The organism is Marinomonas phycocola (assembly GCF_047525455.1).
Classification (GTDB): Bacteria; Pseudomonadota; Gammaproteobacteria; order Pseudomonadales; family Marinomonadaceae; genus Marinomonas.
In genome coordinates, this window is the sequence record NZ_JBLIXL010000022.1 from 1 (window position 1) to 15,743 (window position 15,743).

Here is a 15,743-nt window from a genome sequence, read left to right on the forward strand (position 1 = left end):
GACTGTGACTCGTTGTTCTGAGTGCTTGTCCGTGTCAGCGAGGGCGTATATTAAGGATCTACAGATTTAGTGCAACCCTTTTCATGCGTTTTTTATAAAAAGATGAAAAAAAGATAAAAAAACATCCAATCCGTATACTTATGACACAAAACCGTCATATTACAAACACAAAAAAGGCGCTGAAGCGCCTTTTTAAAACCTAAACATCATTATTAAGACAAAACAAACAAGTGATGCTTTTTCTTACCAAGCTTAACTAAGAAATACTTGCCATAATAACCATTCTCTTTAGAAAAAATTTCCGAAGCTTTCATATTATCGCCCATACCTTTTGCATTACCATTTACAAACAACGAATTACGAGTCAAAGCATCTTTCACTTGCTTACCGTTTGACGCCAACCCATGCTCACTCAATAAACTAGTCAAAGGTACATCAGCTAATGCGCTTACATCCAGCTCACTTGATGGAAGCCCATCCAATTGAATTTGCGCCAAATCTTTTTCACTCAAATCTGCCGCCTCACCATTAAATAAAGCGGCAGTAATCCTTTCAGCCGCAGCCAAACCATCACTTCCATGAACCAACATCGTCACTTCTTTTGCTAAAATACCCTGAGCTTTAGGGCGAGCGCCACTTTGCTGATCTTCTAGTTCAATTTGCTTAATTTCTTCAACTGTTAAAAAAGTGAAATAATTTAAAAATTTATATACATCAGCATCAGCCGTATTCAACCAAAACTGGTAGAACGCATACTGACTGGTTTTTGACTCATCTAACCATATTGTGCCTGACTCTGTCTTTCCGAATTTGGTGCCATCTGACTTAGTAACAAGAGGCATAGTTAAACCAAATACTTGATTGCCATTTTGCCTACGAGTTAAATCCGTACCGCCTGTAATGTTCCCCCACTGATCACTCCCACCTATTTGTAAAGTACAGTCATGGATACGATTCAATTCTGCAAAGTCGTAAGATTGTAAAATCATATAAGTAAACTCAGTAAATGAGATCCCCTCTCCTTCCCTGTTTATTCTTTGCTTAACAGACTCTTTTTGAATCATCGAATTAATAGAAAAATGTTTACCTACATCTCTTAAGAAATCGAGAATACTTAGATTTGCCGTCCAATCGTAATTATTAACCACTTCAGCACTGTTTGCCTGCTCATGGAACTCAATAAATTGGCTAACTTGCTTTCGCAGCTTAGCAACCCATTCTTCAACAACCTCAGGGCCATTGAGTTTTCTCTCTACTGCTTTAAAGCTAGGATCGCCAATCAAACCAGTAGCACCACCAACCAAAGCCAATGGCTTATGCCCTGCTTGCTGAAAGCGCTTCAACATTAACAGAGGTACCAAACTACCTATATGCAAACTATCAGCCGTTGGATCAAACCCACAATACAATGTACGACTGCCTGTATTCAGATGTTTCACCAAATCATCTTCTGCAGTCAATTGAGAAATTAAGCCTCGGGCTTGTAAATCTGCTAATAAGGTATTTGTACCAGTACTCATATTTAGATCCAGAAAGTAAATTATGTAATTAATGTATTAAAAGCTTTTAATTATAAAGGCAATGTTGGTAGCATTATAAGGCTTTATTTTAGATTTTAGGTATTGTCTTGATTAATAAACTTCCACTTAAACCACTATTACTAATCGTTGCTTTTTTATCAGCACTTGTTTTGCTCGTTGCTCTGCTTTCAGATGATTCCAAACAACAACCAAAAACCATTTCATTAGAAGCTAACTTGCAGATTATTGACATAAGTGAACTTGATGGATCAATTCCATCCTTGCAAAAAAGGCAAGTGTCTTCCACTGAAAACACAAGCAGAAATGCATCAACAACACCCCATGTTCAAATCAATAACGTTGATACGACGCTAGCCGACTTACCCGTACCCAAAAACCTACAAAAAGTAGAGATCACTTATAGCAACGAAAATGAAACCGTTAAACAGGGAGACTCATTATCAACTATTTTGGCAAAACACAGCGTCTCACCTACAGACATTTACCGAGTATCTCAAGCTGACAAGACAAACAAAGAACTTCTTAAAATGCGCCCAGGACAAACGCTAGAATTTGAAATCAGAGACGATACTAACGCACTACAAAAACTCACACTAATCAAAAACCGCCTAGAGAAAATCGAATTCACACGTGAAGGCAAACAATTCACAGCGAATAAAATTGTAAGAACACCAGACATAGTACAAACCTACAAAGAAAGCACTATTACCAGCTCACTCTTTGTAGACGGTTTAAAATCTGGAATTGATCAACGACTATTGATCGAAATGGCAAACGTTTTTGGCTGGGATATTGACTTTGCACTCGATATTAGACATGGGGACTCTTTTAGCATTCTATATGAGGAGAAATTCTTAGACGGTGAAAAGATAGGCCTAGGAAACATTATAGCAGCTCAATTCATTAATAACGGCAGACAATACCAAGCCATTCGATATGCAACACCGACGAGTACAAGCTATTATACTCCTGACGGTCTAGCTATGCGCAAAGCATTTTTACGAACGCCAGTCGAATTTACCAGAATATCTTCTAAATTCAATCCCAACCGCATACACCCTCTCTTCAAAACAAGTCGACCACATCGTGGGGTCGATTATGCAGCACCAAGCGGAACGCCGGTCAAGTCTGCGGGTGATGGCAAAGTTAAATTTGCAGGAAAACAAAACGGTTATGGTAACGTGGTTATTATTGACCACGGAAAAGGCTATACAACGCTTTATGCCCACCTGAGAAGTTTTGCAAAAAGCACAAGAAAGGGCGCTAGAGTAAAACAAGGAAAAACGATAGCCTATGTTGGGCAAACTGGCTGGGCAACAGGGCCTCACTTACATTACGAATTTCGAATAAACGGTGTCCATAAAAACCCTGTCACCGTCAAACTTCCGAATGACGATCCAATGCCAAAGAAAGAGCTAAAACAATACCTTCCTTATGCGCAAAAAATAACGTCGTTGTTACAAAGCTACCACTCAGCGGACTACCAACAAAAACTGGCCAGTGTAAGAAATTAACACTTAAATCACCTATGTCAGGCAATAAAAAAGCTGCGTTAGCTGCTTTCTTATTGCCTGACATAACAATAATTACATTGCGCTTTCAACAAACTCCGCTAATTGGGACTTAGAGACTGCACCAACTTTCGTTGCGACAACCTCACCGTTCTTAATAATCAATAAAGTTGGAATACCACGAACATTATACTTTGGGGCAGTTTCTTGATTGTCATCAACGTTAAGCTTTACTACTTTTAGCTTACCTTCATAATCATCTGCAATATCTTCCAATACTGGCGCAATCATTTTACAAGGACCACACCAAGGAGCCCAAAAGTCAACCAACACTGGAACATCTGAATTCAGTACTTCTTCAGAAAATTGAGCATCTGTAATTTGAACGGTATTATCACTCATTTGAATTTCCTTAAATAATCTAATTAATAATGCGCGCAGTTTAACATTAATTTTTCAGGGTAAAAATGAAAAAAAGCGAATAACTTAATAGAAATTGACTATTTAGCTAAATAAGCAATAACACTTGGCAACTCCACCAACGAATGAATTTCTGCATCAGGGCGTCCAGCCCACTCATCCTTCCAACGACGAGCTCCATGACGATTAAACCAAACACTTCGACAACCCGCTTGATTTGCACCAAACACATCATCGTAAGGATGATCACCAATATGAATAACCGAGTCAGTAGGAAGATTAACTGTATTTGCTGCCTTTTTAAAAAGACTGCTATCCGGCTTAGCAATGCCTTCTTTATCTGCTCTAATAGCAAACTCAAACACATTACCTAAACCAACATACGGATGAAAAACATCCGCATTACCATTGGTAATTACGGCCAATCGATAATATTTTTTAAGTTGTTTAAGCATATCTAATGTATGTGGGTAGTGATCTACTTTTTGGCGCCATTCATTAAAATTAGCAAACGCAGACAGAGCAACTTTAGAAGACTCCTCTTGATGCAAACCAAATAAGATTAAAGCCTTACGATACGTCTCCACCCGCACTCTTGATATATCAACTTTAAGAGAAGAATCTTTAGCAATGAGTCCCCGTTTGATTTCTTGTAAATTTTGAGCGTTAAATTTCTTAGAAAAACCAGGAAAACGATCATCAAACCAATTTTCCATGGCATAATCCGCACGCACAATAACAGGCTCAACATCCCATAAGGTATTATCTAAATCAAACGTAATTAAGTTCATTTAATTAACCTAAGTAAAATCGCACTTAATAATTCAGATAAGTACATTAAAAACAAATCGCCTTTGTCTTTACTGAACCTCTCTAACATATTACTCCCTAAAGCCAGCACCCCTAAATACTTTAACTCGCCATTAAAACGAGATACTAAGGGAAGTACTGCCGCCGACATAACCTTATCACTTACATCATCAAATAAGTAATTTGCTTCAGCAACAGATAACACTCCAGAATAGCACCCTGTCTTCAATAAAATCTCTTTTAGCACTGGCTCAGCAGCATCCAAACTGGACACCTTGACATTAGAGTCCGGTAATTCGTTAGAAAAAAGAATAAGCGAATGAAAAGGCACATCAAATTCATTACGTAAAATGTCATCCACTATCGACACAAACCCATCGATCGTATCGCACTCCAATCCAGCTAAAATCAAACGACGGCTTTTTAACATGATGGATTCATTTTCTCGCGCCGCAGAGACTAAACATTGAAATTGAGATTGATGCTCTGAAGCCGTTTTTCTCAACAGCATGACCTGCCTTTCCAATAAAGAAATTGCCCCCCCTCTAGTTGGATGGGGTACGCTCATAGATTCGAGCAAGTCTAAATGATCTTTAAAAAACGTCGGATTGTCAGACAAATATTGAGCGACTTCAGATGATTTCATATATAACCCTTAAATGTAGATTTGCCCCTCAAAGACTTTGGTTGCTGGCCCCGTCATTAAAATAGGAGTCCCTTCACCTTGCCATTCAATTTGCAAATCACCACCATTAAGATGAGCAACAACAACTGGATCTAGCCAACCCTGCTTAATCCCAGCAACAACGGCAGCGCAAGCACCTGTACCGCACGCTTGCGTCTCCCCAACACCACGCTCATACACACGTAATCGTATTTCGCTTCTATCCAGTACCTTCATGAAACCAACATTGACATTATTAGGAAAACGACCATGTGACTCCAAAGCGCACCCCACATCATTAACATAGTCATCGTTCAACTCGTCAACTTTATGGACAGCATGAGGGTTCCCTACAGAAACAGGCGTTATCTCTACATCTTCCTCACCAACTGTTAACGTATAAAATGGCGCAATTTTATCCACAGTAAATGGCAAGTCAGTCGGGATGAAGCTAGGTTCTCCCATATCAACAGTAACTTGACCATCACTCAACACTCTTAATTGAATTTTACCACCGCGAGTTTCTACATTAATAATCGTTTTATTTGTTAGCTCTTTATCCAATACAAAACGAGCAAAGCAGCGAGCGCCATTACCACAATGCTCAACTTCGGTACCGTCCGAATTATAAATACGGTACCTAAAGTCCATATCTGGGTTCAACGGTGGCTCAACAACCAAAAGCTGATCAAAACCAACACCCCAATTACGATCACTTAACTTTTCAATTTGCTCTTTATTAAAAAAGACTTTGCGTGACACAGCATCAACAACGACAAAATCATTGCCCAAACCGTGCATTTTCGTGAATTTTAACAACACAACTCATCTCCTCATTCTGGTAAAAGCTGCTCACCAACAAGTTGATGTTCAATCGTTTCACGAGAACGAATTAGATACGCTTTATCACCATCGACCATAACTTCAGCAGCACGACCACGGCTATTATAATTTGAAGACATAGTAAACCCATAAGCTCCCGCAGAGCGAACCGCCAATAAATCACCCGCCGATAAATCTAGGCTGCGATCTTTACCTAAAAAGTCACTTGTTTCACATACAGGCCCAACAAGATCATATACACGCTCGCCATCACCCTCTTTAGACAAATCAACTGGAATAATGTCCATCCAAGCACTGTATAAAGAAGGGCGAATTAAATCATTCATTGCACCATCGATAATTGCAAAGTTTTTATGATCTGTGCACTTTAAAAATTCAACACGCGTTAACATCACCCCTGCATTAGCAGCAATGGAGCGACCAGGCTCAAAAGCCAAACTAAAATCACGCCCTTTCACTTTTTCTAAAATCAACTCTGCATATTCAGCAGGCTCTGGTGGAACTTCATCGCGATACTTAACACCTAAGCCACCACCAAGGTCCACATGCTTAATCGTGATACCCACTTCACTTAACTCATCAATCAAAGCCATCAAACGATCAAAAGCATCTAAGAAAGGGGTTAATTCAGTCAATTGAGAGCCGATATGGCAATCCACGCCCATCACATCAAGATTGGGTAGTGAATTGGCCAACTGATAAATACGCACCGCTTCTTTAATATCAATACCAAATTTATTTTCTTTTAATCCTGTAGAAATATAAGGATGAGTCTTTGCATCCACATCCGGGTTAACACGCAACGAAACTGGGGCTTTCTTACCAAGGTTACCAGCCACTTCATTTAAACGGTGAAGCTCTGCTTCCGACTCCACGTTAAAGCAATGGATTCCAACCTCTAGAGCACGCTGCATTTCATGGGCTTGTTTACCTAAACCAGAAAACATGATTTTTTCAGGATTGCCCCCTGCACGAAGCACACGCTCTAGCTCACCAACAGAGACAATATCAAATCCAGCCCCTTTTTTTACCAATACATTTAAAAAGGCAATATTTGAACACGCTTTTACAGCATAACAAATTAACGATGGGTGGCTTACAAACGCATTAGCATACGCATCATAATGCCGTTCAATCGTTGCTCTAGAATAAACATACGTTGGCGTACCATGAGTGGCAGCAACATCAGCTAAAGGTACATTTTCAGCATGCAGTTGATTGGCTGAATAATTAAAAAAATCCATCAAATAACCTCTTTATTTATTGGCACTGCTGTCTCAATAGTTTGCTCTTGCTCTGGAAGGTACAAAGCACCTTTATTACCACACGCAATAAGCGTGCTTGCGAAAAAGGAGACTAAGATCAATTTATACATTGCCAAATCTCATATATATTAAAGTAATATAAACAGTATACTTGCGCGAGCCTTAATCCCCAACCCCAACAAGATAAAACTCCCAACAATTTTCCCATCAAAACAGTTTGTTGAAACAGTTTGATATAGTATTCTTAAGCACTGTCTAAGAGAGTCGCAGCAAGAAAGGAATTGGTATTAATATTCAAGAGGATCCGCATCCAAAAAACATTAAAAAAAAACGTTTGTCCACATCAATTTTGAAGTGGGTTTTAATTGTTATTATTGCGGCTATTTTCCATTCTATCGGGTTGTATAACATCAAAAACAACGATTGGCTTAGCCATATTTTTGTTCCCAACATACCCAAAAAAAATCAAAGCATCCATGTAGAATTGCATTATAAGAGGTTGGCAGACGTTGACGCCTCTACGAGATTACCTGATCAGCAAACAGCACCTGCAAAGACTTTGCCCGTCGCTGCATCATTAACTAAAAACGCTCAACTAACGCAAGGGCAACCGAAGTCAAGAAACCTACAAACACCTTCGACCACCACTTCCGTCAAACATGCACCTATCAAAAACACAGACTTAAAAGAAACGAGTAACAGCACGAATAGTCAAACCATAGAAAAAAATAAAACACACAATGGGAGCCTATTAACAAATAACAAACAGGAGAAAAACCATTCTGATAAAAACCCTCTTCTCAACCAAGAAAAACCGCTTCAAGCGACCATTGACGATGAATTATCTGATGCAACACCCATTACAAAAAACACACTTTCAGACACATTTGATATTATTAACCAAGACTTACTCACCACTCCCTTAAGTGCATCAGAAGACAATGATTTTGAAGACGTATTTTCTCCGGCTTTCAAAGCGGCGTTAGCCGAAGCAGTTCAAGAACAACAGAAATACCTTAATGGCTATATAAAAGACGACGGCTATCAAATCACCAAAGACTCTGATGGCACACGCTATGTAAATATAAAAGGAATTTGCTGGAAGATCCCCCCAGAAGGCGAATCAGGGGAATGGTTTATTGTCCCCGCAGGTTGTAACAATCAAGAGGACACATTTCATTTTGAGTTTGGATTCACACCTGAAATGTTAAATCCTAACTCACCTTTTTCCCGATTGTTAGGATTGGAACTCGACCCAAACCAATAACGTTTATCTGACAAACTCTCTCAAACAGCCGCTATCAAACAACTCTAATCAAACAATCCAAGTGAGAATCGCACACAAAAAAGGGAAGCATAAAGTATCATGCTTCCCTTTTTTATTTCAGAACACGTTAAATCATAACGCTATACGTGCAGCCAATTCCTCATTTGCTCGTTCAACCGCAAGCAACACTTGCTTAGGTGCGGTTCCACCAACATGATCACGTGCTGCAACAGAGCCTTCTAGAGTCAAAACATCAAACACATCGGCTTTAATCATACTGCCAAACGACTGCAATTCTTCCAATGTCATTTCAGATAAGTCACGATTCTCTTGAACGCCAAAACCCACTGCTTTACCCACAATTTCATGCGCATCACGGAAAGCAACACCTTCTCTCACCAAATAATCCGCTAAGTCCGTTGCCGTTGAAAAACCACGACGCGCCGCTTCATACATATGCTCTTTACGAGACTCGATTGCAGGTATCATGTCTGCAAAAGCACGCAATGACCCTTTTAACGTATCAACAGCATCAAATAAAGGCTCTTTATCTTCTTGATTGTCTTTGTTATAGGCTAACGGTTGCGATTTCATCAATGTCAGTAAACCCATCAAATGACCATACACACGCCCTGTTTTACCACGAACCAATTCTGGCACATCTGGATTTTTCTTCTGCGGCATAATAGATGAACCCGTACAAAAACGATCGGGTAAGAAAATAAAGTTAAATTGAGCAGAAACCCACATTATCATTTCTTCAGCCCAACGAGAGAAATGCATCATAATAATAGAAGCTGCGGACGTGAACTCAATCGCAAAATCACGATCACTAACAGAATCCAATGAGTTATAAGTTGGACGCTCAAATCCAAGCAGTTCCGCCGTCATATCACGGTCAATAGGGTACGTTGTACCAGCCAGAGCCGCCGCACCTAATGGCAGAATATTGATGCGTTTACGACAATCTAACAAACGCTCATAATCACGCTGAGCCATTTCATACCAAGCCATTAAATGATGGCCAAATGTAACAGGCTGTGCCGTTTGTAAATGTGTAAAGCCAGGCATAATAGTGTGCGCTTCTTTTTCTGCTAGGCTTAAAATACCTTGCTGCATACGCGTAATTTCTTCTAATAAGAAATCTACTTCATCACGCATATACAAACGGATGTCCGTCGCTACTTGGTCATTACGTGAACGACCTGTGTGCAACTTTTTACCTGTAATGCCAATTTTTTGCGTTAAGCGTGCTTCGATATTCATATGCACATCTTCAAGCTCGATTGACCATTGAAATTCACCACGGGCAATTTCCGCTTCAATTTCTTGCAACCCTTGAATAATCTGATCACGCTCAGGTTCCGTTAATACACCCACATGCGTCAACATAGTGGCATGCGCAATAGAACCTCTAATATCTTGGCTCGCCATACGTTGATCAAATTCAACAGAAGCCGTAAAACGTGCAACAAATGCATCCACAGGCTCTGAAAAACGGCCACCCCACTGCTGATTTGTCGCTTTAGTTGTATCGGTCATTCAATTCTTTCCCATTCAGGTCAACAAAGGCTCAAAGAGTACATTAACCAACGCGCTTTATAAAGGGTTTGAGGATGACGCATGGAACCTTTGTGGGTATCATAGAAACAATTACGCCATTGCATCTTTATCAAATTGAAATCGCATTTCAAATGAAGATTGCCCCCTTTATTTAGGAGCCTTTGTGAAAGAAAAGATTATTATTGCGACTCGTGAAAGCCAACTTGCTCTTTGGCAGGCCAATAATGTGAAAGCGCAGTTAGAAACACTCTATCCTGACTTGGACGTTAAGTTGCTAGGAATGACAACTAAAGGAGATCAAATTCTAGACTCACCCTTATCGAAAATTGGTGGCAAAGGGTTGTTTGTTAAAGAATTAGAGCACGCTCTATTCGAAAACCGTGCCGACATTGCCGTCCACTCCATGAAAGACGTACCAATGGATTTCCCTGAAGGATTAGGCTTAGCTGTCATTTGTCAAAGAGAAAACCCAACGGATGCTTTTGTCTCAAACACATACGCCAATTTAGACGAACTGCCAGCAGGCTCAATTGTTGGTACATCCAGCCTTAGACGCTCTTGCCAACTAAAAAGAATGCGCCCTGATTTACAAATCAAAGATCTCAGAGGCAATGTAAATACACGTTTAAAAAAATTAGACAATAACGAGTACGATGCCATCATTCTAGCGTCCGCAGGCTTGATTCGACTAGAAATGCAAGATCGCATTCGACATTGCATATCAGAGGGTATTAGCCTACCAGCAGGCGGTCAAGGTGCAATGGGAATTGAATGCCGTATTGATGATACACGAGTTAAAGCACTTCTTAAGCCATTAAACCATCTTGAAACACATTATTGCGTCACCGCAGAAAGAGCGGTAAATAAGCGATTAAACGGTGGTTGCCAAGCCCCCATAGCGTGTTTCGCTACATTAAATGGAGACACACTTCATTTGCGCGGTTTAGTTGGTTCATTAGATGGGCAATCAATCATTACCGCTGAATCTTACGGAGCAAAAGAAGGTGCAGATGACATGGGCACCAAACTGGCTGAAGAGCTATTAAGCAAGGGAGCAGATAAACTGCTTGCCGAGATAATAGGTTAGATTGCATGCAAGTATCAGGTAAAACCATTGTCGTTACACGACCAGAACCAGAGAATACAAACAGTTGCGCATTTTTTGAATCTCTAGGGGCACATCCTATATCATTGCCTATGATGGCTATTCGTCCAATAACTGACCCGCAAAAACGCGCCAGCATACAGTCAAAAATCTTTGACATCGACCTATATGATTTTGTCATTTTTGTCAGTAAGAATGCTGTGCGTGAAGCCTCTGAATGGTTAGATAGATGCTGGCCAATGTTACCTGAAGCCATTCAGTGGATTGGAATTGGCCAAGGGACAACAAAACGCCTTCTAGAAGAAGGCATCCCTGCAACAACTAACGCAGGGCAAACGTCAGAAGACTTATTACAGTGGCCTTTACTTTCTGAGTTACAAGAAAAGAAAGTGCTTATTATCAAAGGGGAAGGCGGCAGGACGACACTCAGCGACTCACTCAGCCAAAGAGGCGCAAAGGTAAACGACTTAAGTTTATATGAACGAATACCTCTAAATTACTCAGAAAAACAATTATCTCAAGCGGATACCGCTGACTTAATTCTTATTACTAGCGGAGAAGGCTTAGAAAATTTACAAGCTTCTTTAGCAAAACACGCAAAAGTGTGGTGTGATAAGACAATAATAACACCAAGTGAGCGAGTGGCAGAGTTAGCCATTCACTATGGTTGGACATCTGTATTTCAGGCAGCTGGAGCAGATGACAACAGTATTTTGCAAGCCATCGATTGTTTACAGGATATTTAAATGACAGAAAATACAACAAATACCGCCATTTCTGAGACGGATCAATCGAAAGAAAGTGCTGATCAAATAGCGGACACAACTCAGACAAAGAATAAAAACACGCTGTCTCTTGTTGCCATTGCAGTAGGTGTCGTGGCAATCGGCCTTAGTGGATGGACCCTTTACCAACAACAACTCACTATTCAAAGCATTCAACCTCTTTCGCAAAAACTCTCACAGGTGAGTGACTCTCAAAACAACTTGAGTCAAAAAGTAACCAAGCAAAGTAGCGTATCTCAATCTTTGCCTGCGCTGCAAAAGAAGCAGAGTGAACATGACGCTCGCATCAAACAATTAAAAGAGGATTTTGATGGCTCGCAAATACAAGTCACTCAACAAAACAATAAACTTTTATCATTAGGCCAACAGCTTAACCGTATTGGCAATACGACCAAAGAAGACTGGAAACTTGCCGAAACTGAATACCTTATTCGATTAGCCAACCAACGCCTGTTAATGGAAAACGACATTGTTGGCGCGGAGAACTTACTAACTTCTGCGGACCAAATACTAAGCGAAATGGCAGACCCTATTCTTTTCGACACTCGCAAAGCCATTGCCAAAGACATTCAGTCTCTTAAAGCCACCTCTTCTTTTGATACTGAAGGGCTTTATTTACAGTTGGATGCTCTTGCAACGCAAATTGAAAAACTGCCCCAAAGAGAACCATCCAAGCAATGGAAGCAGAACAATGAAACGGAAGATAACGTTTTAGACAATAGTGAAAGAACCATCCAGTCTACCCTGTCAGAACTGTTTGCCTCTGTTAAGTCGTTAGTGGTTATTAACTACGATCACAAGCCCATCAAAGCACTGCTACCTGCTGCGGACTACCAAGAATTGGTCAGTTCAATACAAGTACAAATTAGCGTGGCACAATTAGCGTTATTGAAAAAGCAAAATACGATTTACCAAACGTCATTACAACACGTTGTTGAAGCGGTTAGCACTCACTTTGAAATAAAAGCGAAACCTGTTGTGGCATTTATGACCAGTATTACGGCTTTGCAACAAATAAACCCTGAACCAGAACTGCCCTTGCCTAGAGGCTCTCTTACTGCGATTAAAAAGCTAATGACAGAATGGCAATCTCTTTCACTGAGCAACAGCCAAAAAGACAATCCGATAGCAGAAACAGAAATTCAGGAAAAGACTGATTATGTACAACCTGCAAAAGCAAACACAAAAATCACACCAGAACCAGCCTCTCAAAAAGCTGAAAAAGCACCTCAAGAAAAACATGCAATAAAAACTGAAGACAGCATACAAGCAGTCGATTCAATTAAACCTAACGTTGACGCTGTAGATGCAAGCCCTCAACCTGAAACAAGCACATCATCTAAACCTGAAACAAGCACATCATCTAAACCTGAAACAAGCACATCATCTAAACCTGAAACAAACACTGAATCAGAACAAAAACCAGAGAGCGACACACAATCAAATACTAATTTGAACGAGGTGAGCGCATGAGAAAGTTTTTCCTAATAATGATTTTGTTTTTAATCTTGGGGGGAACCTTAGGATTATTAATGCGTCAAGATTCAGGCTATATCCTGATTGCCTTTGCGGGTGTAACCATTGAAACCAGTTTTTGGGTTTTCCTTCTTTTCATCATTGCTCTTTTAATTGTACTCGATTGGTCTAAGCGCATCATATTTGCGACACTAAGACCAGGCTCTTCCCTCGCGAAGTTAACTGGAAACATCAGTCAGAAACGTGCATCGCGTAACACCATTAGAGGGTTGCTTGAATTAGTAGGAGGTAACTGGTTAAAAGCAGAAAAATTACTAACTAAAAGCGCCGATAAAGTACCTTATCCTCTCATTAACTACATTGGTGCAGCCTATGCGGCAAGTGAGCAAGAAGAACATTCCAGATCAAAAACCTTGTTACAAACCGCTCATCAATTAACACCCGAAGCCGATTTCGCCATCAGTTTTGCTCAAAGTCAAATTCAAATGCGTCAGAAGCATTATGAAAGTGCATTAGCCACACTATTAAGGTTGAACAAAGTCAAACCTAAGCACAGACAAGTGTTGAAAATGTTAGTACAAGCGTACACCCACCTGAAAGACTGGGACGCGCTTTTAGCGTTAACGCCAAAACTGAAAAAAGAAGGCATTTTAGATAACGCCAACATGCTTGAGCTTGAAAAAAAGGCATTCTTAGCATTACTAGAAAACATGCAACATCGTAGTAAGCTAGGCGTCAGCTCTGCTGAGCTCATTAGAGAGATGGAATCTCTATGGCATCAGCTTAGTGAACTTGATAAAGATGAAAACATGAGAGTACTGTATGCCCGCTCTTTAATACGCTTTGAAAACAATAAAAAAGCCGAAGAGTTTATTCGTCATAGTTTGAATCATGAATGGTCTGAAACCTTAATTTTTGAATACGGTCATTTGGATAATATAAATGCCAAAAGCGCGTTGCAAACGGCAGAAACATGGCTTAAAAAATACGCTCAAAGCACCAATCTACTGCTGGCATGTGGACGGTTAAGTCAACAACAGAAGCTTTGGGGGAAATCTAAAGAGTATTATCAGTCTGCCATTGATTTAGACCCCAGCAGCGAAGCGCTGGGAGAACTCGGTCGTTTATTAAATGCACTAGGGGATACAGAACACAGCCAACAGCTGATGTTAACCTGCCTAAACCATTCATCGAAAAACTTAAAAGCACTTCCTCTGCCTTAGTAACATCACATTTTTGTTAATAAGAAGAACCACTCTAAAAACGCCTTTGCAACCTGCAAAGGCGTTTTTTTTGATGACTAATAGTCAAATAAATTATTGCTTAAAAAAAGACCAATTTTCATCATTTTGTCCGACATGAATGTGTTAGACTGCTCGCTTCACGGAACCTGTCGGCCAGCAAATGCTGTTGCCTATTCTACGTTACCTTAATTCTCAAAGAGCCAGGTAATAAAGAAAACAGCTCTCCGTACCATTTTGAGAGCAAATCAATGCAAAAACTAACACCCGAAGGCCAGCAACTCATTAACAACCTATGTAGCCAATATAACTTGAGCTACGATGCACTCATGCACATGCTTATTTCCGTAAACAATGGCGGCGGCTCTATGGCGCAATTTAGCTGCCCTGAACTGGGTGGTTCTGGTCAATGGATGCGTGGTGGCATGACCATGGTTGGAGACATGTTCAATTATGGTCTTAAAATGACTGTCGACAACCTATGTAATGATTTAGCCAATGGATTAGCAAACATGCAAGTTTTTGCTCCTACACCTGTAGGAACAAGATCTAGCAATCAGTGGTGGCCGGGGGATTTAGGCCAGCCATTTAGCAGCGGTTCACAGAATAACATTCGTTACGCTGTTTTTCCAAATCGCCTAGCAGTAGAACTTAACGGTAACGTAACGGTTTACAACACACTGGACAACAACATCAGTGGTGTTAGTCAACAACAAGGCAGCGATAACTCACTGACGTTTAGTAGCCAATATGGCACACTTTCCATCAATAGCCTACCTATCATTTCAGGCGTTGGAACACCACCAGCGGTACAACAAAATTTCGCTGAGCCAGTGCAGAATATCTATCCACCAAACTTCCAACAAACGCCTCAGCAAGAGCCACAACAGGCTTCTCAAGCATCATTTAATAACCAAAATAATAGCGTAACGTATTCGATTGATGAAAGTATTCAATTAATTGAGAAGCTCTCTAAGTTACGTGATGCAGGTGCAATTTCTGACAATGAATACAACGCTAAAAAGACCGAACTTCTGAACCGTATTTAAGACTCAATATCATTATAATAAACAGGTAATAGAGTCGTATCTGTTACCTGTTTCTCAAGATCAGCAACCTTCACAAAAGTGTCACTCTTCTGTAACAATAGATTCAAATTAATTCGCTATACTTACCTCTCTCTAAACATGCTGATTTACTAATACATCAATTAAGGCATGTCATCACACTTGAAATAGGTTATTTACCTGCC

At 40.2% G+C, this 15,743-nt stretch carries 15 protein-coding genes; 7 read left to right on the plus strand and 8 right to left on the minus strand.

The features are described from left to right. Positions 1 to 212 precede the first annotated feature (212 nt). A complete protein-coding gene (gene tyrS, locus ACMUMJ_RS13830; RefSeq protein ID WP_414679439.1) occupies positions 213 to 1,520 on the minus strand; it encodes a tyrosine--tRNA ligase in 1,308 nt (435 codons plus the stop codon). 107 nt (positions 1,521 to 1,627) lie between these two features. On the opposite strand from tyrS, the gene ACMUMJ_RS13835 reads away from it, so the two are divergent. Continuing rightward, positions 1,628 to 3,055, plus strand: coding sequence for a peptidoglycan DD-metalloendopeptidase family protein (locus ACMUMJ_RS13835; RefSeq protein ID WP_414679440.1), 1,428 nt, complete (start codon positions 1,628 to 1,630; stop codon positions 3,053 to 3,055). A 72-nt stretch (positions 3,056 to 3,127) separates the two neighbouring features. Here ACMUMJ_RS13835 and trxA read toward each other — a convergent pair whose 3' ends face one another. The 6 genes from trxA to lptM form a co-directional block, all read right to left on the minus strand. Continuing rightward, positions 3,128 to 3,454 (minus strand): thioredoxin TrxA, encoded by a 327-nt coding sequence (trxA, locus tag ACMUMJ_RS13840; protein ID WP_414679441.1) that lies wholly within the window; start codon positions 3,452 to 3,454, stop codon positions 3,128 to 3,130. Between the two features lie 98 nt (positions 3,455 to 3,552). After that, positions 3,553 to 4,263, minus strand: coding sequence for an HAD family hydrolase (locus ACMUMJ_RS13845; protein ID WP_414679442.1), 711 nt, complete (start codon positions 4,261 to 4,263; stop codon positions 3,553 to 3,555). Further along, positions 4,260 to 4,928 (minus strand): DUF484 family protein, encoded by a 669-nt coding sequence (locus ACMUMJ_RS13850; RefSeq protein WP_414679443.1) that lies wholly within the window; start codon positions 4,926 to 4,928, stop codon positions 4,260 to 4,262. The genes ACMUMJ_RS13845 and ACMUMJ_RS13850 overlap by 4 nt, the downstream gene beginning before the upstream one ends. A gap of 9 nt (positions 4,929 to 4,937) precedes the next feature. Continuing rightward, positions 4,938 to 5,768: a diaminopimelate epimerase gene (gene dapF / locus ACMUMJ_RS13855; protein WP_414679444.1), complete on the minus strand. Its 831-nt coding sequence runs from the start codon at positions 5,766 to 5,768 to the stop codon at positions 4,938 to 4,940. Between the two features lie 11 nt (positions 5,769 to 5,779). After that, positions 5,780 to 7,033, minus strand: coding sequence for a diaminopimelate decarboxylase (gene lysA, locus ACMUMJ_RS13860; RefSeq protein ID WP_414679445.1), 1,254 nt, complete (start codon positions 7,031 to 7,033; stop codon positions 5,780 to 5,782). Then, complete coding sequence (gene lptM, locus ACMUMJ_RS13865) at positions 7,033 to 7,164, minus strand: LPS translocon maturation chaperone LptM (protein ID WP_414679446.1); 132 nt, start codon at positions 7,162 to 7,164, stop codon at positions 7,033 to 7,035. The genes lysA and lptM overlap by 1 nt, the downstream gene beginning before the upstream one ends. 224 nt (positions 7,165 to 7,388) lie before the next feature. Here lptM and ACMUMJ_RS13870 point away from each other — a divergent pair, with 224 nt between their 5' ends. Next, a complete protein-coding gene (locus ACMUMJ_RS13870; protein ID WP_414679447.1) occupies positions 7,389 to 8,321 on the plus strand; it encodes a hypothetical protein in 933 nt (310 codons plus the stop codon). 132 nt (positions 8,322 to 8,453) lie between these two features. On the opposite strand, the gene argH is transcribed toward ACMUMJ_RS13870, so the two are convergent. Further along, positions 8,454 to 9,863 (minus strand): argininosuccinate lyase, encoded by a 1,410-nt coding sequence (gene argH, locus ACMUMJ_RS13875; RefSeq protein ID WP_414679448.1) that lies wholly within the window; start codon positions 9,861 to 9,863, stop codon positions 8,454 to 8,456. Between the two features lie 184 nt (positions 9,864 to 10,047). On the opposite strand from argH, the gene hemC reads away from it, so the two are divergent. The 5 genes from hemC (at position 10,048) to ACMUMJ_RS13900 (ending at position 15,540) form a co-directional block, all read left to right on the plus strand. Further along, the gene (hemC, locus tag ACMUMJ_RS13880; RefSeq protein WP_414679449.1) at positions 10,048 to 10,971 is read left to right on the plus strand and encodes a hydroxymethylbilane synthase; all 924 of its coding nucleotides are present in this window, start codon (positions 10,048 to 10,050) and stop codon (positions 10,969 to 10,971) included. Between the two features lie 5 nt (positions 10,972 to 10,976). After that, entirely contained in the window at positions 10,977 to 11,735 is a 759-nt protein-coding gene (locus ACMUMJ_RS13885; RefSeq protein ID WP_414679450.1) for a uroporphyrinogen-III synthase, read from the plus strand. Continuing rightward, positions 11,736 to 13,247 carry a uroporphyrinogen-III C-methyltransferase gene (locus ACMUMJ_RS13890; RefSeq protein ID WP_414679451.1) on the plus strand — a complete coding sequence of 504 codons (1,512 nt, stop codon included), beginning with the start codon at positions 11,736 to 11,738 and terminating at the stop codon, positions 13,245 to 13,247. Positions 13,248 to 13,264: 17 nt separating this feature from the next. Continuing rightward, positions 13,265 to 14,473 (plus strand): heme biosynthesis HemY N-terminal domain-containing protein, encoded by a 1,209-nt coding sequence (locus ACMUMJ_RS13895; RefSeq protein WP_414679482.1) that lies wholly within the window; start codon positions 13,265 to 13,267, stop codon positions 14,471 to 14,473. Between the two features lie 269 nt (positions 14,474 to 14,742). Beyond that, complete coding sequence (locus tag ACMUMJ_RS13900) at positions 14,743 to 15,540, plus strand: SHOCT domain-containing protein (RefSeq protein ID WP_414679452.1); 798 nt, start codon at positions 14,743 to 14,745, stop codon at positions 15,538 to 15,540. Positions 15,541 to 15,743 lie beyond the last annotated feature (203 nt).

Coding starts and splice junctions, on each gene's coding strand:
- trxA (WP_414679441.1), bottom strand. CDS start 3,454: ATGAGTGATAATACCGTTCAAATTACAGATGCTCAATTTTCTGAAGAA.
- tyrS (WP_414679439.1), bottom strand. CDS start 1,520: ATGAGTACTGGTACAAATACCTTATTAGCAGATTTACAAGCCCGAGGC.
- lysA (WP_414679445.1), bottom strand. CDS start 7,033: ATGGATTTTTTTAATTATTCAGCCAATCAACTGCATGCTGAAAATGTA.
- ACMUMJ_RS13895 (WP_414679482.1), top strand. CDS start 13,265: ATGATTTTGTTTTTAATCTTGGGGGGAACCTTAGGATTATTAATGCGT.
- lptM (WP_414679446.1), bottom strand. CDS start 7,164: ATGTATAAATTGATCTTAGTCTCCTTTTTCGCAAGCACGCTTATTGCG.
- ACMUMJ_RS13850 (WP_414679443.1), bottom strand. CDS start 4,928: ATGAAATCATCTGAAGTCGCTCAATATTTGTCTGACAATCCGACGTTT.
- ACMUMJ_RS13885 (WP_414679450.1), top strand. CDS start 10,977: ATGCAAGTATCAGGTAAAACCATTGTCGTTACACGACCAGAACCAGAG.
- ACMUMJ_RS13890 (WP_414679451.1), top strand. CDS start 11,736: ATGACAGAAAATACAACAAATACCGCCATTTCTGAGACGGATCAATCG.
- argH (WP_414679448.1), bottom strand. CDS start 9,863: ATGACCGATACAACTAAAGCGACAAATCAGCAGTGGGGTGGCCGTTTT.
- ACMUMJ_RS13845 (WP_414679442.1), bottom strand. CDS start 4,263: ATGAACTTAATTACGTTTGATTTAGATAATACCTTATGGGATGTTGAG.
- ACMUMJ_RS13900 (WP_414679452.1), top strand. CDS start 14,743: ATGCAAAAACTAACACCCGAAGGCCAGCAACTCATTAACAACCTATGT.